Raw genomic sequence first — 24,113 nt, forward strand, 5'->3', positions numbered from 1 at the left:
TTGGATGAATGGTGGGCGCGGCTACTTGCGGTGGAGCACGGGCAGGTTGCCGTCGGTGACTTCCCAGATGGTGGCGAAATCCCAGGGGGTGAAGATGTCGGTGTAGCCATCGGGACGTTGGTAGCTATCCGCCCATCTTCCCTGTCCCATCCACCATGAGGCGGCAGGCTTGGCATCGCAGTCCTCGCCGTCCAGTTTATCGAGTCCTTTATCTCCGAAAGCGGTCAGCGTTGCCGAGGCATAGTTGTTGACTATGAAACCGTTGCTGTTTCCTGTAATGCGGTGGATGCGGGTCTTATTCTGCCCATCCTCGCCTGATATGTTGCTGTTGAGTGCGGCACAGTTGGCTATACGCAAGCCGTTATATCCTGCGATGCCTCCCAAATCCACGTCTTCGGCAGTAGCCGTGCTTTCTATCTCTCCGGTGGCATAACAATTGAAGATTCTCCCCTTATCATTAAATCCTGCGATGCCTCCGGCATAAAGGACGTTCATCTTTCCCGTCGCAGTCACCGTGACGTCGGAGATGCAATCGGTGACGGTGCCGGCGTAGCTATACCCGCAGATTCCTCCCACGTAGTAATATACGTTTTCATCGGTGCCGTCCACCGTTATCTCCCCGTCCACCCGCAGGCGGCGCACTTCTCCCCCATCAATATTGGCAAAGAGAGAAAAAAAGTAATTGCTGGCGTTGCTGAGCTTACCGAATACTGTCCGTATCCCCTTCACCCCATTGAGGGTAAGGGTATGCCCTCCGCCATCGAATGTTCCCAAGAAAGGCTCACTATTGCTGCCTCCACTGTAGTAATGGATAGCCTCCCAGTTATCAAGCACCAAATCCTTGCAAAGGCGGTAATGCTTCCTTCTATTTTCGTCACTCGCCCCGATGTCCTTCATCCCCTGCACATCCGTGATAAGAACAGGGTTGCTTTCCGAAGAGCCATCGCCCGACCACAGGGCATAGAGGGTGAGGTTTCCGGCAGGCATCGTCAGCTTGCTGTTTTTGGCATAAAACTCGCCGCCGCCTTCGGGCAGGGTGTTCCATCCCGCGAAGGTTTTGCCGGTTGGAGGCGTCAGGGCGGTGCCGTCGTTCAGGGTTGTCGTGGCGCCTTCAAGAACTTTGGAGCTGTTCACCGTGCCCGTGCCGCCGTTGGCGTCGTAGGTCAGGGTGCGGGCTTCCTGCAGGGTGATGTCCTTGCTGCCGCCGTCCGTCCAGTCTTTAATATCGGCTTTGCTGATTTCGATGCCAGTGCGCTCCACGTTTACATTAAAGGTATAGGAGGTGGAGGGGGCAAGGGCTTCGCCCGCCGTGGCGGATGGGAAAGTGAGCGCGGCGCCGAAGGTGGTGCCGTTCAGCGTCAGTTGCAGGCGCACGGAGCTTGCTGGTTGCGGCCAGAGGATGGCGGTGCCTGTGGGCTGTCCCGCGGTGGTTATGGTGGGCAGTTTTTCGAGGGTGGACGTCGTGCCCGTGGCTTGGGCTTCACCGGTGACGGTGTTGAAAGTTCCTTCCGTTGCCAGTCCGGTGAGGGTGTAGGTCAGCCCGTCCGTTGGGAGTACTGTTCCGGCACCTGCCTTGAAGTTCAGGATGATGCGGCTCATGCGGTGTGAAAACTGGAAATCGACCTTCGGGTTGCTGCTTTGGGCTGTTTGCCGCGCCCAGAGATAGTCGATGGCGGGCAGGTTTGCCGTGCTCTGGTCGGCAACGGTAAGTTTTTTTGTGATGACGCCGTTGCTGCCGGGCTTGGTGCCGTTCACACCCTCGTAGGGGTAATAAGCGGTGAACTCTGTCGGGGACGTATCCTGAAAGTAGATGGTGTTGTCTTCGCCCGCCGCACCGGATACGGGGTTGAAAACACTGCCGTCGGTTTTGTATTGGATATTGATATAGTTTGTTTTTCCCTTCGCGGAAGAGGTGGAAATTCCGATACAGTCGTCGGCATCCCATACCGTATTTGAGGCGCGGGTGGATGTCACGTTGTCTGCCTTACCGATAGAGGCGGTGACAATGACAGCGTTCGAGGCGTTGCCGACGGGTTCATTGTTCTCCTCGCTACATCCTGCGGCGAGCAGGACTGCTACCACGGACGTGACAGCGAAAAGCCGGGTTGATGTGAATTGTTTCATCTGCTATTTGTTTTTAGTTTATGATTATACTTGATTATTCCATTCCGGCATTTACGTCACCGCCGCTTGTTTCCGTCCAGCCGATAATCGTACCGCCCGTTTCAGAATTTACCGGTGCATATACATCACCGGTAAGACGCATCGGATGGAGTTTGTCGGCATTGAAATCCTTCAACATTTCGCTAAGGTCGGTTTCCACCGTCTCTGTCCTGCCATCGCTGAAGGTAAGTGTCATGGCCATACGCTGCGCCGTTCCCGGAATTATTCCCGGCACCCACACGGCACCGACCAGTTTTCCTTCCAACCGGACAAAAGGAAACGGCACGATAGCCGCAACGCCCGTCACTTCGCCCGTGCGCAAGTCGATGGACGCCGCCACTCCTAACAACCGGGCTTCGATACCGGTAATACGCCTGGGATCTCCTTCGGTAACAACCACTTCGGATTCTATCTTTCGGAAGAGTTGCCGCATGGGTAACACGACGCTCGTCGTATCGTCCGCCACGACATCGGCTACCGTCGTGCCTGCTAACAATACGCCCGGTTCAGGGTGTTGCATCCCGGCGTTGTCCGGGTCATTGTCCACTGTCGCTATGCCGTCCTTTACCGTAACGTGTGCCGCCGGGTTGTAGCCGAGCAGTTCCGTCGGTCCCGGCACGAATAGTCCGGTAAGCGCGGCAACCGGTTCATGCAGGGTGAAGGATGTTCCCGCTGCTTCCGTGATGTATTCCGCGGGAGCAGCTATGCCTTCGCCCCGCCGGGTCCAGTCGGCGGTTATCACGATGGCCCCTTTGTCGGGGTGCGGCGTGTTGTAAATCGGGTCTTTTACATCGCAACCCGCGAGGAACAGGGTCGCCCAGATGCAAAGTAATGTCATTGTAATTTTCATATATCGCGTTTTTATAGTTCTACTTATTTGCTGCCGATAGTCCACACGAGGCTGATTCCTGCCCGCGTGGGTCCCCAGAAGTGCTTACTATTGTTCCGTTCCTTATAGACACGCACGCCGTCGGTCACGCCGTAACTGTCGTATTCAGACCGGGTATATCCCAAACCGAGATTGAAGTCAACGGAAAAGGTACGGGACAGATAGAGCTGGTAGCCTAAAGTTAGTCCTACATTCCAGCACTTCCCCTGATAACCGGTATCTTTGGATAGGACACCGCCCAGCATATACTTATATACATTGTATTCGCCATAGTTGCCTGATACCCCTGCATAAAAGCGTTTGTCGTGCAGCAGGTACCATCGCACTTCGGGCGAGAGCATCCATATCTTCTGTACCTTGCCGTGCTCACCGCCCCACCACGAAAGGCTGCCGTCCAGCTTCACGCCCAGATCACGGTTTACCCGCCATTCCACGCCGAGCGTGGGAAGCAGCATGGCGTCATACAACACGTTCGTGCGCACGGCAAAACGGTAGAGTTGTTCCGGTTCTGACGGCAATCGCTCCGCGACGGGTGCGGGCTGTCGTTCCACGTTCCCGTTGGCTTCAGGTTGCTTCTCCGCCACGGGTTCTTCCTTTTTCTTCACGGTTACCTCTTGCGGTGCGGGTTCTTCCTGCTTTACTTCTTCTTTAGCCGGTTGCGGTTCCACGACGGTTTTGGCCGGAATGCGGAGCGTCACTACCACTATATCCTTATTATTATGGTACGCACGCGCGTAATTGGCCGTGACGAAATCCGTTTCTTTCAGTCCTTTCCGGGTGATAAGTTCCGATTTCACTCTGTTGGCACGAATAAATGCCGTGTGCAGATTCTCTTTGGCGGTTGGCAGCGAAGCGCAGTAGCCATCCACCTGCACGGGTATTTTGCCTTCTGTAATCTCTGCTTTGTGACAGTCAATCAACCCATAGAGCCGTTCCAGTTCCGCTTCGTTACCCGCACGGGTAAACATGTTCTCACCCGGAAGAAAACGGAAGGTGACAACCGTATCCGCCGCAGTAGTTTCAGATGCCCGTGCAGGGGAAATTCCGGTGAGCGAAACTCCCCAAAGCAAGAGAACTGATAGAATTTTGTGTAAATGTTTCATAGACTTATTTGTTAAATTTCATATTTTCATAGAATTATTATCACATTCAAACACTCTTGATGAACTTTATTTCTTACCACCATACACAAAAGTATGTGAAAAACAAATTGGGCAGGTGACAATTCAACAAAATCTGCTTTTTACAATTTGTCCTAATGGCATTTCTGGTTAGGACAAATCGTAAAAGGCGTGCAAAAAGGTATATTTTTACGTTTTTTGTCTTGAAAATGAGGATTTAGAGTAAAAAGGTCATATATTTGTGGAATGGATATTTCAGCGACATATATAACTGCGATAATACCTCTTATTCCATTCTTTTCGGCTATTGCCAGCGGAATATTGGTTACTTTCTCGCTGCAAGACTGTCTGAAACGGGAAGAAAGAAGATTAAAAAGAATTGTTCTCTTTTATTTTTCCATATCGGGCATCGGGTGGTTTGTAACACTTTGTTACGCATTCAGCCCGGTGCTGTTCACTTGGTTGAATATCGCGTGTCTCTTGTCTTTTATTTTACCTGCCATCTTCTTTTTTCGGATTATCCGCTTTCTTACCCGGCTCGGAAAGCCGGAAAACTTTTCCATGCTCCATTACTTATTGCCCGGCATACTGGTAATAGTTACGTTGGTATGGTCATTCTTTGTACCTTTCAGCGTACAGCTTGAAATCGTTACGGGGAAAGCTGAAATTTATCCTGCCGGATATGAGGGCTTTACCCGCTTTTATACACTAAAGCCTTTGTTCCGGGTCATTTTCGGGCTAACATATTATCTGCTTGCCATCGGGGTGTTAGCCGGTTATTATAAAAGGGCCACAGGAAATAAGGCGATTGTGCACAAACCTGCAAACTGGGTCTTGTTTCTTGTCGGAATATCTCTGGCATCGCTGTTTTCGTCTGTATTGCCCACCTTCATCATGAAGCGCGTGGAGTTCTACTCTTCTATATGGACGCTGATAGTGGCATTAAGCATTGCCATGCAGCATGTCTTGCTCGCGTACCACATCATGCGCCGGGATTATGTACCTTATATTATTACTGAAAAAGCACCCAAACAACCCAAAGTAATAAAGGAACATGCGCAACAAATAGAAGAGCAGACGGTAGAAATCAAAGAGAAGGCTCCGCGTAAGCAACATTCCGGCAAACTAAACCGCCGTACGTTTGAGAGCTTCATCCGGAATGAGAAGCCCTATTTGAACCCGGATTACAAGATAACTAATTTGGTGGAAGATATGGATATTAACCGCACCGCACTTTCGGCATTTATAAACCGGACATACGGCATGAACTTCAACCGGTATCTGAACCGCTTGCGGCTGAAAGAACTTGAAAAACTCCGTTCACAACCCGCCGGGAAGGGGAAAAGTATCAGTTCCTTGCTTGACAAGGTAGGATTTAAGGACTTCCGCAATTATTCGCGTGCTGCCGCTGCTGAAAAGAAAGCCGCCGAACAAAAGGGCGGAGCAGGCAAAAAGAAAGGAGATACGGAATGATAAACATAGACCAGATAGATGCTTTCGCTTTTTCAGCTCCTATTATATGTGCTTTGGCTTGCATGATTATGATGCTGATGGATGCAGTTGCACGTAGGCGTAACGTGCAGGAGAAGAGGCTGCGCCTCTTCTTGGCATTAACCTATCTTATTACTTCTCTTGGATGGTTGGGTATGGTATTCTATTCTGTCAGTCCCCGTATTTTCGCATCCTACTATACTGTATTCCTGTTCACGCTTATGCTCGACCAGGTAATGATATACAGGTTTGTTTCCATTATAACAAGTACCGGTGAGCGTCGCAAACTCAACCGCCTGCATCTGATAGTACCGCTTCTCTTCACCCTCGTTTCGGCAATTAGCGACATGATTGTTCCGGTGGAACAACAGAGGGCGGTGATATTTTCAGAAGTAAACGGTGGTGAATCCAATTTTTGGTTCAGGATAATGTACGTATTGACAACCGCCGTTTTTATAGTTTACAATACGCTCTATCCATTTCTGAATCTGCGGAACATACGCCGTTACAGGAAGTTCATAGTGAACTATTCTTCGGATGCCTATAACGCATCTCTCACCTGGCTAGCGGTCATACAAGTGCTTATTTTGATAACCGTTCCGGTTCCGTTGGCGGGATTGTTGTTCCATGTCCCCACTATTTCGTTCAGCTATTTTGCATGGGTAGGAACGCTGCCGTATTTTATAAACTACCTGATTCTTTGCTACAACCTGCTCAATGACAATTATCTCATCATCCAACCGGAAGATGTAAAAGAGGATACGGCTGCCAAAATGACCACTATTGACCGTAAACTGTTCGAGCACTACTTGCGTGAAAAGAAGCCTTATCTCAATCCCCACCTGCGGATTACAGAACTTGCCACCGGGTTACATACCAACCGTAGCTACATTTCGGGCTTTATCAATAAAGAATATGACATGAATTTCTGCCGTTTGATTAACCGTTGCAGGCTGCATCATCTCGACCGGCTCCGCTTGTCGCCCTCAAACGCAGAGAAAGATAATATTGATTTGGTGTTGATGGCGGGATTCAGCAGTTACCGGAGCTATCTTAGGGTAAAAAATGAAGAGGATAAACTATCGTTGCTGAAAGTATTTGAAAAGTAAGACTTTCAATAAAAGAAGGTAAACTTAAATCAGAGTTTAGTAAAAAAACTGTCAACCAAGAACAGGGATAAGATAATAAAGAGTCAACCTGAAGCAGGCTATGACAGTATAGCCTGCAATGATGAGATAGTTATCGTTGAGCGGGTTGTAATAGAAAATAAGGTACTTTATCTTTATTCCTTCTTCCTGTCGTATCCCCACTTCAGATAAATAGCTCCCCAGGCAAATCCTGCTCCGAAAGCAGTAAGAATCAGATTATCCCCTTTCTTGAGTTTATCTTCGAAATCCCAGATGCAGAGTGGGAGCGTACCGGCGCTAGTGTTTCCGTAACGTTCTATGTTGACCATGACTTTTTCAGACGGTATTTCTAAACGCTGGGTCACGGCAGTGATAATACGTTGGTTGGCTTGATGGGGAATCACCCAGTCAATATCCTCTTTGTTTAAATGATTTCTTTCGATAACAGATTCACAGGCACTAGCCATATTGGCTACCGCATACTTATATACGGTACGTCCTTCCTGATAGATATAGTGCATTTGATTATCCAATGTATAATAAGAAGGGGGGCATACAGAACCACCGGCTTTTATATGTAAGAAAGGCAATCCTTTGCCATCTGTCCTTAATACAGCATCCATGATACCTACGTCTTCAGTTGTAGGTTCCAGCATGACGGCTGCTCCGCCATCACCGAAAATCGGGCAAGTCGCACGGTCTGAATAATTTACGATCGACGACATTTTTTCAGCTCCTACAACAATAATCTTCTTGTAATTTCCCGTACGAATGAAATTCGCTCCCGTTTCCAATGCATATAAGAAACCGCTGCACACGGCTTGTATATCAAACGCGAAAGCATTTTTTAATCCTAGCCTTTCACATAGAATAGAAGCAGTTGAAGGAAGACGGTAATCGGGTGTAGTAGTAGCAACAATTACTAGGTCAACATCTTCCGGATTAGTTTTTGTACGCTGAATCAATTGTTTCACAGCTTTGCGCGCTATGTATGAAGTTCCGAGTCCTTCCCCTTTCAGTATATGCCTTTCCTTGATTCCGATGCGTCCCATAATCCATTCGTCGGTGGTATCAACCATCTTAGAAATCTCATCATTAGTCAAGATGTAATCGGGCACATATCCCCCAACTCCTGTAATTACTGCGTTTATTTTCTCCATCGGTTCTATTTTATTTAGCTAGTTTTTGAATGAGGCGGTTAATACCAAATGATAAATGCGGGCGCAAATATATGGAAAAGAGACTGAAATACAATAAAGGTCTAGAAAACAGTTTCCTTTTTAATTAATAAAAAGGAATATTAGACCAAATTTTGGCAAAATATTTAGTCGCATTTTTTTATCCGGCCGCAAAAATAGCATTTGATAGTTCTTCATGTCCTGATACCTTTTTCGTGAACGTTCTAAATAAAAAGTAAAGGCGGTCATGACTCGTGACCGCCTTTACTTTTAAATCCCGTCTAAAACCTTTTATAAGTCCGAATACGCGGCTTATCAAAAGCCTTTGATAAAAGGAGCCAGAAGTTTGTGAAATCCCCAAATTGCTTCACGGCGGATATACTTCTGTTTAAGAATCCGGGCATGATATTCCAAATGGGCGCTGGACACTACACGGGCGCTGATACGTGCCAATGCCCTTTTTTAGCATTCCTGCTGCTAATTTTTTCATGATTTATTTAAATTAATAAATAGAATATGAAAGCATTCCGGCTGTTTGGCATGTACATTTTTCGAACCTCTCGTACCGGCCACTTTCGTTCTTTCTCAAACACCTTGTTACAAAGGGGAAACGGCATTTGCCATGATGCACTTTGGCCACCCTTTAGTCTATTAATATATATAATAAAATAAGAATGTATTAAAATACATTATATCTTTTCCCTCCATTCATTGTTCACGATGTTTAATTCTCCGCAAAAATATAGCTTGTTTCTCAAGCCGGAAAAACAGACTTTTTGATACTGGTAATTTAAAAGTGTTATAAGTCTGAATATTTTTAATTAAAAATCTAATTATTTAAACAATCTTCTCTATATTTGCACTCGGAAATAGATTTCATATGGCGGTTTAAACGACTGCCTGACAGGAATACCAAAGTATTTATGTATAACTAAAATTTGGAATATTGGAAGAAAAATAAGTGTTAAAGGAACATTTACAACGTAAACGTGAGCAACATATTCACCAGGAAGAGAAATTAGAACAGATGAAGTGTACAATACAAAACACAGAAGAGGAAATAGAACAATTGGAATATGCCCTTAGTGAGATGGAGCATATGGAGAATACGGATCGTGCGCCACGGGTTGTTCCCAATGACAAGGTGAAGGAGGCTTTTGCATATTTCTGCCGGGTGTTTGATTATCTGCAGCATCGTTTTGGGGTGTCTTTCCACTATAAACTGGTATGTAAAATTCTGTTTTCCCGTTATAAGTTCCGAAGTCGGTCACGTATTCCCGGGCGGGAGTATCTCGGTTTTGCCACTGTGCTGACCTACTTTAAACGTGAAAGAGTAATGGTGAATGCGGGGCATTTAGAATATTAAATATAAAGATAATAACATGAAAAACAAATGTTTTAGGAATAGAAATGAATGAATTGATATTTTTTCCTTATTTTTGTATGTCCATTTTTGAATGATATGATACAGATAATACAATTAAAAGGAAAAGACAAACACTTGTATCGGCTTTTGGCACCGATGGTTATGGATCCTGAAGTAATACGCGCCAACAATAATTACCCTTTCAAGACAAACGAAGAGTATGTGTGGTTTATTGCGTTGAGAGATAAAGAAGTGGTGGGCTTCATTCCGGTAGAGCAAAAAAGCCGGAAGAAGGCTGTAATCAATAATTATTATGTGAATGCGGAAAATACGGAGCGGGAGGAAATCCTGTCGTATCTGTTGCCTGCCATCACTAAGGAGTTCGCTCCCGAGAACTGGCTGCTTAACTCCGTCACACTGATACAAGACAAAGAAACGTTTGAGAAGTTTGAATTTGTGTCCATGGATAAGAAGTGGACGCGATATGTTAAAATGTACAAATGATTTATGGGGAACAAAAAAATAGCAGGAACGAAGAATGTATATGAACTGGCACAAGAGCGACTGAAAGTTATATTTAACGAGTTTGATAATATCTATGTATCTTTTTCCGGAGGTAAGGATAGCGGGGTATTGTTGAGTATGTGTATCGACTATATCCGGAAGAACAATTTGAAAATACGTCTCGGCGTCTTTCATATGGATTACGAGATTCAGTATAAGATGACCATTGATTATGTAGACCGGATATTGGAAGCCAATAAGGATATTCTGGATGTATACCGGGTGTGTATCCCGTTCCGCGTAGCTACATGTACGTCTATGTACCAATCATTCTGGCGTCCTTGGGAAGATAGTAAGAAGAATATATGGGTGCGCTCCATGCCCAAAAAGGCAATGACCAAGGATGACTTTCCTTTTTATAACACAACGATGTGGGATTATGAATTCCAGATGCGTTTTGCGCAATGGATACATAATAAGAATGACGCAGTGCGAACTTGCTGTCTGATCGGAATCCGTACACAGGAAAGTTTCAACCGGTGGAGGTGTATCTACATGAGCCGCAAATTCCAGATGTATCATAAGTATAAATGGACGTCGAAGGTAGGGAATGACATTTATAATGCCTATCCCATCTACGACTGGAAGACGACGGATGTATGGACTGCCAACGGAAAATTCCAATGGGATTATAATACGTTGTATGATCTTTACTATCGTGCAGGTGTGAATCTGGAGCGGCAGCGTGTGGCAAGTCCTTTTATCAATGAAGCACAGGAGAGTCTTCAACTCTACCGGGTACTCGACCCCAATACATGGGGCAAGATGATAGGACGGGTGAATGGCGTCAATTTTACCGGGATGTACGGCGGTACTCATGCCATGGGATGGCAATCGGTGAAACTTCCCGAAGGATATACGTGGCGTGAGTTTATGTACTTCCTGCTGTCCAGTCTGCCGGAACGGGCGCGGAAGAATTATCTCCGCAAACTGTCGGTGAGCGTAAACTTCTGGCGGACGAAAGGTGGCTGCCTGAGTGACTCTACCATCAAGAAACTGATTGATGCCAAGGTACCGATTATCGTCATGGACAACAGTAATTATAAAACGCTGAAGAAACCGGTACGCATGGAATATCAGGATGATATTGATATACCGGAGTTTAGAGAGATACCTACTTATAAGCGAATGTGCATTTGTATCATCAAGAACGACCATGCCTGCAAGTATATGGGATTCTCGCCGACGAAGGAAGAGATGAGTAAGAGAAGTCAAATTATGGAACAATATAGAATCATAGTGTCATGAGTGTAGATAAAAGCCCTGTTTATGAGGTAAAGGCGGTACCTATAGAGAAAGTACATGCAAACGACTATAATCCGAATGTCGTTGCACCGCCCGAAATGAAATTGCTTGAACTGTCTATCTGGGAAGATGGTTTTACGATGCCATGTGTGTGTTATTATAATAAAGAAGAAGATAACTATATCCTGGTGGATGGTTATCACCGTTATACGGTACTGAAGACTTCCCAACGAATCTATAAACGCGAAAACGGATTGCTACCGATTGTGGTGATAGACAAGGATTTGTCCAATCGTATGAGTTCTACTATCCGCCATAACCGTGCCCGTGGGATGCATAATATCGAATTGATGTGCAATATCGTCGCGGAACTGGATAAAGCGGGCATGTCCGACCAGTGGATTATGAAAAATATTGGTATGGACCGTGACGAGCTGTTACGACTGAAACAGATTTCAGGTTTGGCGGATCTCTTTGCCAACCGGGAATTTAGTATTCCTGACGAGATTGCGCCTACAGAAACAGAACGCAAGGCGTTATAATCTGATAGCTATATATATACAGTATTTAGGCATTCTGGCATATAGGCACAGAAGATACAAATATTAGGATAATATGTTGTATATATTATCCTTCTAATTTGTATATTTTGTGCCTGAGTTGTATCTAAATGACACGATAAACTATAACCTCTCTCCATTACTCAAGTTTCTCTCATAAAAACTTGGAAATCTTAAAATGTTCGCATATCGAAAGAAATGAGGATATTGAATATTTTTGTTGTGAAATTCGTAACCTCTTTGTTCGTTACCTGCATAATTAGCCCCTTTATTCTAAGTTGATTCTCTATAACAGAAATGAATACAATTCTGTATCTCCTTTAATATTCCGAAATTTGCAATATGAGATTTGGACGAAAAATATTGTCCTGAGAGAAAAGCAAAAAGAGAAGTAAGAGATATACGAGAAGTAGTAGAAACTACATTGGAGAATTAATGAGAGAAATAACAAGACTTACAACCAGTTTATATTTGATTTTTTTATTATCTGCGGTAGGGTGTGTGCAAGAGTTGAATGTGACTGGCATTCTCATCCAATTAACACCGGAGGTGACAACTTGTGCGGATATGTATGCCGGGTTGTTGACTAAGCCGTTGAGCAATCCTTTGCTTGGCTCTCTGCCTTATAGTGGCACTCAAGAAACTATCCCCATGAATTATATTATGTATGAGTCCGGTATTCAGAACAACACCTGTCTGATGTGGTATGAAGAAGGACAAAGAGAAACAGGTGATAGGATGATGTGTATATAACATTAAAAACAGGAAATTTGGAAAAAGAAGTTCATATTAGACAAAAGAAAGCTGTTCCTGCTGCGGGAAGTACGCTTCAACTCATGCCTACCGGAAATTTAAATTCGGAGGTGTATGAAATCAATTATTTCTGCCTTACGGGAGAAGTGGATGAAAGTGCTAAAAATTGGATCCGCCTGTATTCTTCTGTAATGCCGGAGGAACATACAGGAGAAGAACGTATTATTGTTGAAGACGGTAAGATATATATTAAGGTATTGCCCAATATAGAGACGGATTCCAGAAACGGAATCGTACATCTCACAACAATGGTGTCTTCCCTTAGAACGGGCATCAGTAATCTGCAACGCATAAAAATAGATGTTACTCAGTTAGGGCAATAAACAACAGTAAATGTGATATAAATGAAGAAAGTTGCTATACTCATATTATTCATGCTCGGATGTGCTATTTCCGAAGGTCATGCCCAGAAGGTTGCGCTGAAAAGCAATCTGCTGTATGACGCTACTACTACCATGAATCTGGGACTGGAGATCGGACTGGCGCGTAAATGGACGCTGGACATTCCGGTCAATTATAATCCGTGGAAACTTTCCGACGGCAAACGTCTCCGTCATTGGGGGATACAACCCGAAGTCCGTTACTGGTTTTGCGAGAGTTTTCGCCGTATGTTTGTCGGAATGCACGGACATTATGCCGATTTCAATGTAGGAGGGTGGCCCGACTGGTCTTTTATCAGTGACAATATGCAGCATACGCGTTATCAGGGACATCTTTATGGTGGTGGCTTTTCCGTAGGATATTCGTGGATTCTGAAAAAACGCTGGAGTATAGAAACGTCTGTCGGAGTGGGATATGCGCACATTGTATATGACAAGTATCCTTGCACTACCTGTGGTACGAAACTAAAGGAAAGCAGCAAAAACTATTTCGGGCCTACCAAAGCAAGTGTGTCACTTATTTATGTAATTAAATAATGCGGAGTATGATAATAAGAAAAATAGGTTTCCTTGTGTGTATGTTGATGGTTTGCAGCCTGAATATAAACACAGCTATGGCTCAGTCCCGCTCTTACGAAGGTGGCATTACTGTGAATCCGGTGCGGTTGGAACAGAAAGGTGAGTTTATTCATGTCGATATAGATTTTGTATTGAATAATGTGAAAGTGAAATCTGCCCGGGGAATGGATTTTATTCCGCGGCTGGTGACTCCCGGACGCACTCAGAATCTTCCGAAAGTTTCTATTAAAGGTCGTGACGAATATTTGGCGTATGAGCGTGAACTTGCGTTGATGAGCGCCAAAGAGAAGAGAAACTACGAGAAGCCATATATAGTGGAAAAAGCCGGAAAACTAAGAAATGATACGATTCGGTATCAATATCTGGTTCCGTTCGAATCATGGATGAAGGATGCGCGCCTGGACGTGCAGCGTGACGAATGTGGTTGCGGTGAAACGGCATTGATGAACATAGAGGAATTTGGCAAAGTGACGTTGGAACGTATATGGACGCCTTACGTAGTGGCTCCTCAGTTTGCTTATCTGCAACCGAAAGCGGAAGAAATCAAACAACGGGATATTCAAGCGGAATGTTTTCTGGATTTCGAGGTGAATAAAGTCAATATTCGTCCCGAATACATGAATAACCCCCAGGAACTGGCCAAAATACGTAAGATGATTGATGAACTGAAGTCCGATCCGAATGTGAAAGTGAACCGCCTGGATATTATCGGTTATGCGTCTCCGGAAGGAACATTGGCAGCGAACAAACGTCTGTCTGAAGGGCGTGCCATGGCGCTTCGGGATTATCTGGCATCCAGATACGATTTTCCGAGAAACCAATACTACATTGTCTTTGGAGGTGAAAACTGGGACGGACTGGAGAAGGCGCTTGAAACAATCGAATTTGAATATAAAGACGAAGTGCTTGATATTATCAGGAACATACCTATTGAAAAAGGAAGAGAAACAAAACTGATGCAACTTCACGGAGGAACGCCTTACCGGTACTTGTTGAAGTATATTTTCCCAAGTCTGCGTGTGGCTATCTGCAAAGTGAATTACGAAGTGAGGAATTTCAGTGTGGAGGAAGCGAAAGAGATTATCAAGACGCGCCCGCAGAATCTGAGCTTGAATGAAATGTTCCTGGTAGCTAATACCTATCCGACAGGCTCGCAAGAATTTATTGATGTGTTCGAAGCGGCTGTACGGATGTATCCGCAGAGTGAAATTGCAAATATAAATGCTGCTACTGCCGCTTTATCACGCAATGATCTGGTTTCGGCCGAACGTTATCTGGGTATGGTGAATTCGAATAAGAATTTGCCGGAATATAATAATGCTATGGGAATATTAATGTTAATAAAAGGAGATTATGAACTGTCGGAGAAGTATTTGAAAGTTGCAGAGCAGTCAGGTCTGGATGCAGCTAGGAGCAATCTGGAAGAATTAGTCAGGAAGAAGGCTAATGCTGCCGAAATGAGAACAAATAGTAAGTAAAATTTACTGAATAAGTGGGAAATTATATATGTATTAATTCTAAATTTTTTTTGTATTATGCTAAAGATTAAATCAATTTTAGTTTCGTTGCTGGCCGTTGTGGCATTGGCAAGTTGTTCAAATGAGAACCTGGAGGAAAATCCCGGGGTTGAGGGGGGATCATCAGGTTATGATGTAGCTTATGTATCAATTAGTCTGACTAATCCAAAAGTGCTAGGTTCACGTGCTTCTGGCGAACAGACGGCTTTGGAGGCGGAAAGCAAGATTAATGAGCTCTATGTGATTACGTTCAATGCGAGTAAGGTGGTGACTAAAGATGAAGATGCAACTAAGTATGCCACGGTGTTGGGAGCAAGTTCTTTCGGGACAAATAGTGGAGTTACGACTCCGAATACTCCGATTAAGGTGGGTACGGATACTAAGTATCTGCTTGTTGTTGCCAATCCGGGTTTCGTATTAAAGAGTCGTCTGGATGCTATTGCAGCGGGTGCAACCTATACTACCATCAATGGAATGATTACAGTTCCTGAAAACAATACTAAGCCCAACAATGCTTATCTGGTAGAAGAAGTAGTGCACTCCAATGGTTGTGCAATGATTAATGTCGGATTCTACGATGATTCCGATGCAAATCCAGACAATCATGCGTGGGAAGATGAATGTCTGCTTGATGTATCGGACAAGATTGTTTTGGTCAGCGACTATAAATCGGAAGCGCAAGCTCAGAATGCGGCGAAAAGTAATCCGGCTACTCTTGAGATAGAACGCCTTGCTGCAAAATTGGAGGTTATGATTGGCGGTTCATTAGAAGTAGGACCTTTTGCAGATGTAACAAATGAAAGTCTTGGACAGTTTGATTTTGGAAATTGGACTATAGACTACTACAACTCCCTGTTCTTTCCTTTTGCAAAGAAGACTACCACAGAGTCGTCTCATACTACCGGATTCTACAAAAGTAACTTCTATACAGTCGACCCGAACTTTACGACTGCAGGTGGAAGTGAATATCTTACAGGCATTGTTAAGAATACACTCGATGCTACTACTCGCGAACCTAAGGTAGAATGGGTTACTGAAAGTGCGAAGGCGGGTGATAATTACAAATACTGTATCGAGAATACGATGGCCGCAGGATATCAGAAGTTCGGTGCGGCTACGCGTCTGGTACTTAAGGGACAGTATGCACCTTGGAAGGCTGGTGAATTTACTTTAGGAGATGACTGGTATCGTCTTCCTAACGGTACTAACTCTGTAAACTTCAAAAGTTTTGATGACTTGCTGGCTGCTTATACACCTGCTAAAGCTAAAGAAACAAACTCAGACCCTATGACCGCCCAGGAAAAACTCTTGGTTACAGCATGCGAACTATTCTATAACCAGATAAAATCTGAACTTACCACCAATGATCCGGGTAGTTTTGCTCTTCTTACACAGACTATTCTTGACGACAACAATATTAAGAATGGCGGTGAACTGTGCAAAGAAGAAGGTTGCATCTATTGGTATCCAAAGAGTCTCAACTATTACTACTATGAGATTCGTCATGACAATGCAGCCAATTCTTACATGGAGTATGGAAAATACGGTGTAGTGCGTAATAACTATTATACACTTACACTGACAAAGGTGAATGGTAACGGTACACCGTGGTATCCTGGTGGTGGTCCTGAAGATCCGGATGAAGAAGAAGATATCGATAAGAAAGGTGCTTATCTCCACTTTGAGATTAAAGTTGCTCCGTGGATATACTGGACTACAAATTTCGAAATCTAAATAAACTCTTTACTTTCAAAGAAAACAGGGCAGTGCGGACTGCCTGCCCTGTACTTTTTTAAAATAGGTATTCCGTGCGGAACAGACCGCCGAAAAAAGTAAAAACAAGCCGGTGACAGGCTTCCCAAAAACAGCACTGAAATATACCGGCGCATCCGAGATGCAATGAAATGCAAAGCGCGCCCCAAGAAGAGGAAATAACCGGAGGTTACTAAATAGAAATCTCTGACAATATAAAATGGCAAACCGATAGGGTTGCCTCCTAAAAAAAAAAGATATGTTCGGAAAAACTAAATCGCTGTTCCTTATCGTTGCTTCGATGCTATGTATGGCTTCGTGCGACAGTATACGCGAAGACTTGCCACGGTGCGAACTTTGGTTGGAATTTGTATTCGACTACAATATGGAATATGCGGATGCATTTAATCCGCAGGTTAAATCGGTGGATGTACTTGTGTTCGACAGCGATGATAAATTACTCTTCACCAAAAGTGCCGGGGTTGCTGAGCTGGTGGGTGGAAACCGGATGTCGTTGACCGACGAGCTCGATTTCGGAAGTTATAAAGTACTGACCGTCGGAAGTCTGTCTGACAAATTCCGGCTTTCGGACAATGCAGGTAATGAACTGGCACCGGGAACAACCACTCTCCAACAGGTCATTGTGTCCCTGAAGCGGGAGACGAATGTTGTTAATTTCGAGTTTCAGCATCTTTACTTCGGAGAAGTTGTGAAAGTGGACCACCTGCCATCCAATACCGATCATAAAATTTATCCGGTGAACCTGATACGCGACACCAATCGTTTTAATCTCGCGTTAATGGGATATGAGGAAAATAAAGTGGATGGCACACAATATACATTTGAAATTCAGGCGCCGGAAAATGCGGTTTATTCCTGGGAAAACGAACCCGCAGGACAAGGGCCGGTTACTTATGTACCTTATTATACAGGTCCGGGTGAAATACCCGACGTGGTTATGTCCGCACGCCTGAACACGATGCGTTTGCTCAACAGGAGCGGATGGGATTATAAGTTTATTATAAGGGATGCGGATACCGAAGCCGAAGTTTGGAGCTACAATCTGATGACACTCTTGAGCATTGCCCGGCCGGTTTCCCGTTACGACGGGACGGAACTTCCCTTTCAGGAATATCTTGACAGGCAGAGTGAATGGAACCTGATATTTACAGTTGTTGAAAAACCCGGAGGAGGATTCCTTCAAATTGGTATTGTCGTGGGGACCTGGATTCATTGGCTCCACGGGATGGAAGTTTAAGAATGAGAAAAAAGCTATTACATATCATTTGTCTGGCATCCACCATCCTTTTGTTCTCATGTAGTAGAGAAGCTGATGTGGCTTATGAGTTGCCTGCCCATACTACTCGGGCGCAACTTAGCATCGACTTGGTGAACAACGGGGATGTGGAACAACAGGAGAAGATAAACTCCATGCGGTTTATCGTATTCGGCAGCACGCCCGGTGGCGTGAGGCTGGATGTAAATGAACACATCTTGTTGAGTACTCCGGAGACAGCTACTGATATAGATGCGCAACTTCTCGAAGTGACGTCCAGCAATGATATCCTGGTTGTAGTTATTGCCAACGAACCGCAGAGTCTCACAAGCAAACTTGACGGTATAGCCAATCTTTTGACGTTGCAAGAGATGATTTACGATATCTCCGACATTTTGAATGGTGACGGACAGATCATTTCGACAACCGGAATGCCTATGACAGGAGTGATCCGGGATATATCCATAGCACCTGATGAAACCAAAACAGTGCAAATGGTTATCGAACGTGCCGTAGCCCGGGTAGATGTCTTTATCGAAGCTATAGACGGCGGGGCGGTGACCGGATATACTGCCGGAAGCACCAGTGTAACCTTGCACAATTTCTCCCATGATAGCTATTTCGTGATGGGAAACGTGGACAACGGCACGCGTGATAACGCCGACCCTTCAAAAAACTACGGTAAAGTGAAGGAAGACGTGTCGGAAAGCAAATTGTTAACGCATAGCTGGACGGCTGAGACTACAGAAACTTGGGCATATTCATCGGCTTCCGGAGCTGAAAACCGGAAGTTGCTTTGCTCGTTCTACACAGCCGAACGTCTATTCAAGTCGGATTATTCCGACCGACTGTCTATCAGTATGGCTAATGTCCCGAAAGGGCCTTCGGACGTCACCGGAATAACCGAGAAAGTAATTGAAACCGTAACGAAGGTTGACGGCACAGGCAGTCCGACAGCGCAACCTTTTACGGAGATCCGTCGGAACAACGTGTATCAGGTAACGGCACGCGTAGGAAAAATAGGTATTCAGATACTGACGATAAGCGTGGAAGATTGGGGTGAAAGACAAGACATTGATCTGGATATGGGCTTGTAATATCTTTCGCTGATTATTTTAATTTCGGAAAAGAAGTAAGATGATAAAGACTATAAATAATATTAGGATGATTATGGCAATGGCTGTCCTTTCGACTGTCCTCTTTTCGTGTGTCAGAGAAGAGATGACGTGTGATAAGGAATTAATTGTTGTGCAACGTATCGGAGAGGGCGGCTATGTCTACACTCGTGGTGCGGCAATCTCTTCGAATACCGATCTTAAAGAAGAGACTTTCGGTCTTTACGGCTCACTGACTCCCGATGCTTCCGTTCCCCAACCATACTTCAATGCAAGTGCTACGGTTAACGCCGACTTGACAGCCACCATCTCGCCATTGCAATATTGGCCCGGATTGTTGAATGCAAGCATGAGGTTCTTCGCCTGGTATCCGTACAGTGATGTGAATGCGCCTACTGCGAGTTTCACTGATCCCGGAGAAATGGTGCTGAATTATACAGCGAATGCGTCCGCAGCCAATCATGTCGATGTACTGGCGGCTATATCGGGCCCTGTATGGGTTGAAGGTGTGAATATACACTTCTACCACACATTGACCAAGGTTACCTTTACATTCAAGAAAGTAGCTCCTGTACCGGATGAGGTGACTATCGAGAAAATAGAATTCCAGAATGTGGGAAAAAGCGGTAAACTTGCCATGACTGAAATTCCAACCATCACGACGAAAAACGGCAAACCGAAGTTTGTCTGGAGCGATGTCGCCACCGGAAAGGTCGCTTCTACTCCCACCGATAACAAAACGGTGACCGAAGATGCCACCTTGCTGGGAGATACATTCCTCATGCTGCCAACCGACGCTTTTTCCGCAACCGCCAAAATCGTTGTCACCACCAACTTTGGCGACCGGGAATTCCTGTTTAGTGATATTATCGCCAAGAACCCGCACTCCTGGGAGTCAGGCGAGTATATCAACTACAATCTTACGATATCCAACGAAACCTATCAGCTTTCAGCCACCCCGCTTGAATGGACGGAAAGCCCGGTGAATGTGATTTTCGACAAACAGTATTATCTCAAGTTATCGCAGACCAAGGTACAGACGGCTGGTGATGGTGTCACTGTCAATATAGAAGCGAAAACGAATTATGATGCCAATCCGGATACGGGCTATCTGCCGGGTGCGTCATTAAACAAAAGTACTATGGATACGTGGCCAACGGTTAATATGACGCAGACATCCCTTTCGGGAGGTGTATATACCTATAATATCCAGGTTGTGATGCCCGGATTTAATTCCGGAACCGGAAGTAAGCGGGAAACAGGCTTTTATATCAATGCCGGTAATCTGCGACACCGTGTACTGTTGAGTCAGTGGGGAGAAGACGGAGAGTGGTTGACCTCGAACGTAGAATTGGATGGTAGCGATGTTGGAACCGGAAATATGCAACGTCGCAAGCTTGTCTTTACTTCGGGCAATCCGGGAACGTGGGAGTGGAAGATAACCCAGATACAGGACCCGGATAAAATTCTGCTTAACAGTGAGACAATGCTCGAAACAAGTGGCGTGAGCGGTGATGCGGTTTACTTCTACTTCAGAGCTGATGCCATGTCCGGTGATACAGCTACACTCACACTAACCAATACGAATGGTGATAATTTGCCAATAGCGGTGATATTGACCGCGCCATAATGGCGAATATGCAATATTAAAGTTTAAGGAAAGGAAATAGAAATATGCAATATGGGATTTCAATCATAAGAAAGTGCTGTCTTTTGTCTGTTCTGTTGATGACGGTATGGCTTACCGGATGCGTACAGGAAGAATTAGGGTCGACACCTTCTCCGGCAGGAAATGGTATCCGGTTTACATTAACGGTTCCCGATGTAAATCTTCCGTCCGTATCTTCGCGTACGATGACCGGAACGGGAACAGCAAAGAAAGAAGACGAAATAAAAACGGTGGATATTCTTGTTTTTGATGCGTCAAAAACACCGGCGGTATACTTGGAATGGGTCACCGCTACAGGAGTCACTCAGGACTTAGCTGACAATTCCACTGTGAGTTTCTCTGCCAAGCTTCCTTTCACCACCGCATCTACCTGCATTGTGGTTGTGGCGAATAAGGAACTTGATAATATTGCGTCAGGCTTCAAGAAGGGAATGACCACCAAGGTTGAGGCAATGGAAAAGATGCTCCACGCCCAGACCGGCAAATGGCTGGCAGACGGCTCGACGACTGGTGGATATACGCGGATTCCGATGTACGGGGAGAAGGTAATAAGCAAAATCACTCCTTCGATGGAGCCGATAACCGGCATAAATATGAAACGTATGCTGGCGCGTATCGATATCCATAATAACAGTGCCACTTCGAATTTCACGGTCGAAGAGGTTTACCTGGCCAATTACAATACCACCGGATACATTGCTCCGGCATGGAACACGAACGGGCAGGTTACTGACCCGGCTCCGGATACTCCGGTTCTCCCCGCGAACAGTGGTAAAATGACGGAAGAGGGGGATGCAATCCTTTATTCCGTAAAGGGTAACACACCCTACGATGGGGAGATTTATACCTTTGAATCCATGGCGGCAGAGGATGCCGGTGGTGCGGGACAAGACGGAGAAGCGAGCCGTAAGGATGCTACTTGCCTGATTGTAAAAGGAAGGATCGGTACTGGTGAATCGACATTTTACCGGGTGGATTTCACCAAAACCGGAAATACAGGAGAGCAGGTGGAATATTTACCTTTGAAGCGAAACCATAAATATATCATTACCATTACTAAAGCGTTGGGAATCGGTTATGCAAGTTTTAGAGAGGCATTGGAATCCTATACAGTCATGTCCAATCTGAAATTCCGATTGATACACTATGACCGTGATAAGGTCAAAGATGTAGTCTACAATGGGCAATATATGCTCGGAGTGGGTGAATCGGAGGTCGCTGTAACTCAATACCAGAATAATAGTTATGCCATAGACGTTTTTACTGACAGTCCCGGCGGTTGGAAGGCCACCGTTACTGCAGGGAGCGACTGGCTCAAATTTGAAGGTGGAGTCGATGCGGCGTCGGGCGTAGCGAACGATGATACCCAATTCAAATTGAAGATTCCTTATTTTAATAATGAAACTATAGGTGTTGAGCGTAAGGCTACTGTTACGTTGACGGCAGGGCGCTTGACTCACAATATTGAAGTGACGCAGTATACGATAGATCCGGGAATTATCAAATTTGTCGATGCATACGGAAATGTGTTGGAGAGAGGTCTTTTTTTCCCGATTAGAAATCCCGATGGTGACGAACTCCCTCTTGAACCGCAGACGGTGTATGTCATGTTTTCCGTGGATAAGATAGAAGGTAAACTTTTTGACTCTAACGATATCGGTATGATCCAATACAATGCCGGCGGTTTAATTCCGCAATTAGACAGGACGAATACGGTACCATTCAGTGAAAGGGTGCAGGCGTTTACCATACAGCCTAATCCGCGAAGAGCAGGTGATGGTACTGTTGAAGATGGTGCAGGCTGGTGGTGGCGTTGGGACTTCATCTTATTCGGGCTGTACGATAAGGAGGGATACCTCACTCATGTACAATTTCCCATCAATCAAGGGGAGTTGGAATTCTCATTCCGATATATTCCCACTACAGTCAATAGCCGTACTTATAAAGTCAATCTGGGTGCGGAACAATACTTGCAATTGTTTGTCAATAATAATTGGGAAATTATGGATATTGAGGAATTGAATATAACGAACGATGATGGCACCGGACTGATTCGGACCGATTCGGATAATGATGTAATTATAGGCAGAAAGAATGCGGACGACAAGATGTATCTTGAGTCTATCATAGGCTATGATGACGGCAAGGGGAATGATGTGGTTGGCCACGGATACGATTTTAGGCTGAAGCTTCACCCCGGCAAGTGGAAAGAGGGAAAAAGCGGAACGATAAGAATCACGTTCAGAAATGTAATGCATACCGTTGCGGATGAAGAATTCCCGTTTTATCGTACGATTGACCTTCAAATGGTGTCCGAAACGAAATCTTACACAACTGCCGGGGAACCTCTTTTCTATCTTTATCCGCTTCGGTTTGATAACAGGCTATATTATAAGGAAATAGGCGAAACGAAACAAAGTGTGGGGCGGTTGGAAAATGTAGCCGATGCGGAGGATATCTGTAGGAATATAGGCGATGGTTGGCGTCTGCCTACTGCCAGTGAACTGTTGCTGTCATTCGCTTATGAAAATGCTTTGGGTGGCAATGCGGAGAATTATAATAATCATGACAGCCAGAATATATATGGGTGGTATCAAAACTGGACTGGTAATTACTGGACTTCATCATACTATGAGGCTAAAGGCTCTGCTACCCGTTTTTGGATGGAAATGTCGGCAGGTTATCTGGATTCCGCACCTGTTAGTAATAATAATTATTTCCGTTGCGTGAGGAATAATGCAAATAGCGGAAAGAAGTACCCTTATCTGACGGTAGAATCCTCAGGGGTCACTATTGTCTCTCGCGATGGCAGTGGAGGAACAGATCCTTCGGTGTTATTTGCTTCAGGTGAAACTCCGGGTACAAGTGACGCGATGAATAAGATTGCTCCTAAGTTTCAGATTGAAAATACCAGCAGTAATGGTAAAACTTGGTCGGAAGCAAAAGCGGCATGCGAAAGCAAAGGGAGTGGTTGGCGTCTGCCTACCCAGCGTGAGATGTATTTGGTACTCAGTATGGGAGGGACCGTTACCAGTATCAAAAACCAAGGTTTCGGTAGTTCAACTACTTGGACAGGGAGCGGATTCGAGAAGATTAGCGCTGTGCATTGGACATTGACTTCACGCGATGGCGGCTATTGGGTGGTCGGACATAATAATGGTGAATTCGGCGCATGGACTACGGCAGAATCTACAGATTGGGCTTGGTATCGTTGTGTGCGCACAATAGAATAAAAGCTAAACGAGCTGTATCAGAATATTGTTTGTCTTCATTCTGATACAGCTCGTCTTTTCCCCTTTCCTTTATAT

The 24,113-nt window shown here is 45.1% G+C and carries 19 protein-coding genes; 15 read left to right on the forward strand and 4 right to left on the reverse strand.

What is annotated here, in order from left to right:
• Positions 1 to 21: 21 nt before the first annotated feature.
• Genes BacF7301_RS26060 through BacF7301_RS17180 form a run of 3 tightly spaced genes read right to left on the reverse strand, consistent with a single transcriptional unit; the run spans position 22 to position 4,155 of the window.
• On the reverse strand, positions 22 to 2,124 hold the full coding sequence (locus BacF7301_RS26060) for a fimbrillin family protein (protein WP_167964688.1): 2,103 nt from the start codon (positions 2,122 to 2,124) through the stop codon (positions 22 to 24).
• Between the two features lie 34 nt (positions 2,125 to 2,158).
• On the reverse strand, positions 2,159 to 3,058 hold the full coding sequence (locus tag BacF7301_RS17175; protein ID WP_245208254.1) for a hypothetical protein: 900 nt from the start codon (positions 3,056 to 3,058) through the stop codon (positions 2,159 to 2,161).
• Positions 3,037 to 4,155: a DUF3575 domain-containing protein gene (locus tag BacF7301_RS17180; RefSeq protein WP_167964690.1), complete on the reverse strand. Its 1,119-nt coding sequence runs from the start codon at positions 4,153 to 4,155 to the stop codon at positions 3,037 to 3,039. Before BacF7301_RS17180 ends, BacF7301_RS17175 begins: the two co-directional genes overlap by 22 nt.
• 264 nt (positions 4,156 to 4,419) lie before the next feature.
• On the opposite strand from BacF7301_RS17180, the gene BacF7301_RS17185 reads away from it, so the two are divergent.
• Both BacF7301_RS17185 and BacF7301_RS17190 read left to right on the forward strand, forming a co-directional pair.
• Positions 4,420 to 5,646, forward strand: coding sequence for a helix-turn-helix domain-containing protein (locus BacF7301_RS17185; protein ID WP_167964691.1), 1,227 nt, complete (start codon positions 4,420 to 4,422; stop codon positions 5,644 to 5,646).
• Positions 5,643 to 6,773, forward strand: a complete 1,131-nt coding sequence (locus tag BacF7301_RS17190) for a helix-turn-helix transcriptional regulator (protein WP_167964693.1) — start codon at positions 5,643 to 5,645, stop codon at positions 6,771 to 6,773. The genes BacF7301_RS17185 and BacF7301_RS17190 overlap by 4 nt, the downstream gene beginning before the upstream one ends.
• A 173-nt stretch (positions 6,774 to 6,946) precedes the next feature.
• Here BacF7301_RS17190 and BacF7301_RS17195 read toward each other — a convergent pair whose 3' ends face one another.
• Positions 6,947 to 7,951: a beta-ketoacyl-ACP synthase III gene (locus BacF7301_RS17195; RefSeq protein ID WP_167964695.1), complete on the reverse strand. Its 1,005-nt coding sequence runs from the start codon at positions 7,949 to 7,951 to the stop codon at positions 6,947 to 6,949.
• 1,045 nt (positions 7,952 to 8,996) lie between these two features.
• Between BacF7301_RS17195 and BacF7301_RS17200 the strand changes: the two genes are divergently transcribed.
• The 13 genes from BacF7301_RS17200 to BacF7301_RS17260 all read left to right on the forward strand — a co-directional run bounded on the left by BacF7301_RS17200 (position 8,997) and on the right by BacF7301_RS17260 (position 24,038).
• A complete protein-coding gene (locus BacF7301_RS17200; RefSeq protein ID WP_245208255.1) occupies positions 8,997 to 9,335 on the forward strand; it encodes a hypothetical protein in 339 nt (112 codons plus the stop codon).
• A 96-nt stretch (positions 9,336 to 9,431) separates the two neighbouring features.
• Positions 9,432 to 9,839, forward strand: a complete 408-nt coding sequence (locus tag BacF7301_RS17205; protein ID WP_167964698.1) for a hypothetical protein — start codon at positions 9,432 to 9,434, stop codon at positions 9,837 to 9,839.
• A gap of 3 nt (positions 9,840 to 9,842) precedes the next feature.
• Positions 9,843 to 11,147 (forward strand): DUF3440 domain-containing protein, encoded by a 1,305-nt coding sequence (locus BacF7301_RS17210; RefSeq protein WP_167964699.1) that lies wholly within the window; start codon positions 9,843 to 9,845, stop codon positions 11,145 to 11,147.
• The gene (locus tag BacF7301_RS17215; RefSeq protein ID WP_167964700.1) at positions 11,144 to 11,686 is read left to right on the forward strand and encodes an IbrB-like domain-containing protein; all 543 of its coding nucleotides are present in this window, start codon (positions 11,144 to 11,146) and stop codon (positions 11,684 to 11,686) included. The genes BacF7301_RS17210 and BacF7301_RS17215 overlap by 4 nt, the downstream gene beginning before the upstream one ends.
• A gap of 489 nt (positions 11,687 to 12,175) precedes the next feature.
• On the forward strand, positions 12,176 to 12,457 hold the full coding sequence (locus BacF7301_RS17220; protein ID WP_245208256.1) for a hypothetical protein: 282 nt from the start codon (positions 12,176 to 12,178) through the stop codon (positions 12,455 to 12,457).
• A 17-nt stretch (positions 12,458 to 12,474) separates the two neighbouring features.
• Entirely contained in the window at positions 12,475 to 12,840 is a 366-nt protein-coding gene (locus BacF7301_RS17225; RefSeq protein WP_167964701.1) for a hypothetical protein, read from the forward strand.
• A 21-nt stretch (positions 12,841 to 12,861) separates the two neighbouring features.
• Positions 12,862 to 13,434: a DUF3575 domain-containing protein gene (locus tag BacF7301_RS17230; RefSeq protein ID WP_167964702.1), complete on the forward strand. Its 573-nt coding sequence runs from the start codon at positions 12,862 to 12,864 to the stop codon at positions 13,432 to 13,434.
• Between the two features lie 8 nt (positions 13,435 to 13,442).
• Positions 13,443 to 14,954 carry a DUF3868 domain-containing protein gene (locus BacF7301_RS17235; protein WP_167964703.1) on the forward strand — a complete coding sequence of 504 codons (1,512 nt, stop codon included), beginning with the start codon at positions 13,443 to 13,445 and terminating at the stop codon, positions 14,952 to 14,954.
• 57 nt (positions 14,955 to 15,011) lie between these two features.
• The gene (locus BacF7301_RS17240) at positions 15,012 to 16,727 is read left to right on the forward strand and encodes an Mfa1 family fimbria major subunit (RefSeq protein WP_167964704.1); all 1,716 of its coding nucleotides are present in this window, start codon (positions 15,012 to 15,014) and stop codon (positions 16,725 to 16,727) included.
• A gap of 277 nt (positions 16,728 to 17,004) precedes the next feature.
• Positions 17,005 to 18,003: a FimB/Mfa2 family fimbrial subunit gene (locus tag BacF7301_RS17245; RefSeq protein ID WP_167964705.1), complete on the forward strand. Its 999-nt coding sequence runs from the start codon at positions 17,005 to 17,007 to the stop codon at positions 18,001 to 18,003.
• Between the two features lie 2 nt (positions 18,004 to 18,005).
• Entirely contained in the window at positions 18,006 to 19,118 is a 1,113-nt protein-coding gene (locus BacF7301_RS17250) for a hypothetical protein (protein ID WP_167964707.1), read from the forward strand.
• A 40-nt stretch (positions 19,119 to 19,158) separates the two neighbouring features.
• The gene (locus tag BacF7301_RS17255) at positions 19,159 to 20,766 is read left to right on the forward strand and encodes a fimbrillin family protein (RefSeq protein WP_167964709.1); all 1,608 of its coding nucleotides are present in this window, start codon (positions 19,159 to 19,161) and stop codon (positions 20,764 to 20,766) included.
• A 44-nt stretch (positions 20,767 to 20,810) separates the two neighbouring features.
• The gene (locus tag BacF7301_RS17260; protein WP_167964711.1) at positions 20,811 to 24,038 is read left to right on the forward strand and encodes a fimbrial protein; all 3,228 of its coding nucleotides are present in this window, start codon (positions 20,811 to 20,813) and stop codon (positions 24,036 to 24,038) included.
• Positions 24,039 to 24,113 lie beyond the last annotated feature (75 nt).

The organism is Bacteroides faecium (assembly GCF_012113595.1).
Classification (GTDB): Bacteria; Bacteroidota; Bacteroidia; order Bacteroidales; family Bacteroidaceae; genus Bacteroides; species Bacteroides faecium.

Coding starts and splice junctions, on each gene's coding strand:
- BacF7301_RS26060 (WP_167964688.1), bottom strand. CDS start 2,124: ATGAAACAATTCACATCAACCCGGCTTTTCGCTGTCACGTCCGTGGTA.
- BacF7301_RS17180 (WP_167964690.1), bottom strand. CDS start 4,155: ATGAAACATTTACACAAAATTCTATCAGTTCTCTTGCTTTGGGGAGTT.
- BacF7301_RS17185 (WP_167964691.1), top strand. CDS start 4,420: ATGGATATTTCAGCGACATATATAACTGCGATAATACCTCTTATTCCA.
- BacF7301_RS17190 (WP_167964693.1), top strand. CDS start 5,643: ATGATAAACATAGACCAGATAGATGCTTTCGCTTTTTCAGCTCCTATT.
- BacF7301_RS17195 (WP_167964695.1), bottom strand. CDS start 7,951: ATGGAGAAAATAAACGCAGTAATTACAGGAGTTGGGGGATATGTGCCC.
- BacF7301_RS17200 (WP_245208255.1), top strand. CDS start 8,997: ATGAAGTGTACAATACAAAACACAGAAGAGGAAATAGAACAATTGGAA.
- BacF7301_RS17205 (WP_167964698.1), top strand. CDS start 9,432: ATGATACAGATAATACAATTAAAAGGAAAAGACAAACACTTGTATCGG.
- BacF7301_RS17210 (WP_167964699.1), top strand. CDS start 9,843: ATGGGGAACAAAAAAATAGCAGGAACGAAGAATGTATATGAACTGGCA.
- BacF7301_RS17215 (WP_167964700.1), top strand. CDS start 11,144: ATGAGTGTAGATAAAAGCCCTGTTTATGAGGTAAAGGCGGTACCTATA.
- BacF7301_RS17230 (WP_167964702.1), top strand. CDS start 12,862: ATGAAGAAAGTTGCTATACTCATATTATTCATGCTCGGATGTGCTATT.
- BacF7301_RS17235 (WP_167964703.1), top strand. CDS start 13,443: ATGATAATAAGAAAAATAGGTTTCCTTGTGTGTATGTTGATGGTTTGC.
- BacF7301_RS17240 (WP_167964704.1), top strand. CDS start 15,012: ATGCTAAAGATTAAATCAATTTTAGTTTCGTTGCTGGCCGTTGTGGCA.
- BacF7301_RS17245 (WP_167964705.1), top strand. CDS start 17,005: ATGTTCGGAAAAACTAAATCGCTGTTCCTTATCGTTGCTTCGATGCTA.
- BacF7301_RS17250 (WP_167964707.1), top strand. CDS start 18,006: ATGAGAAAAAAGCTATTACATATCATTTGTCTGGCATCCACCATCCTT.
- BacF7301_RS17255 (WP_167964709.1), top strand. CDS start 19,159: ATGATAAAGACTATAAATAATATTAGGATGATTATGGCAATGGCTGTC.
- BacF7301_RS17260 (WP_167964711.1), top strand. CDS start 20,811: ATGCAATATGGGATTTCAATCATAAGAAAGTGCTGTCTTTTGTCTGTT.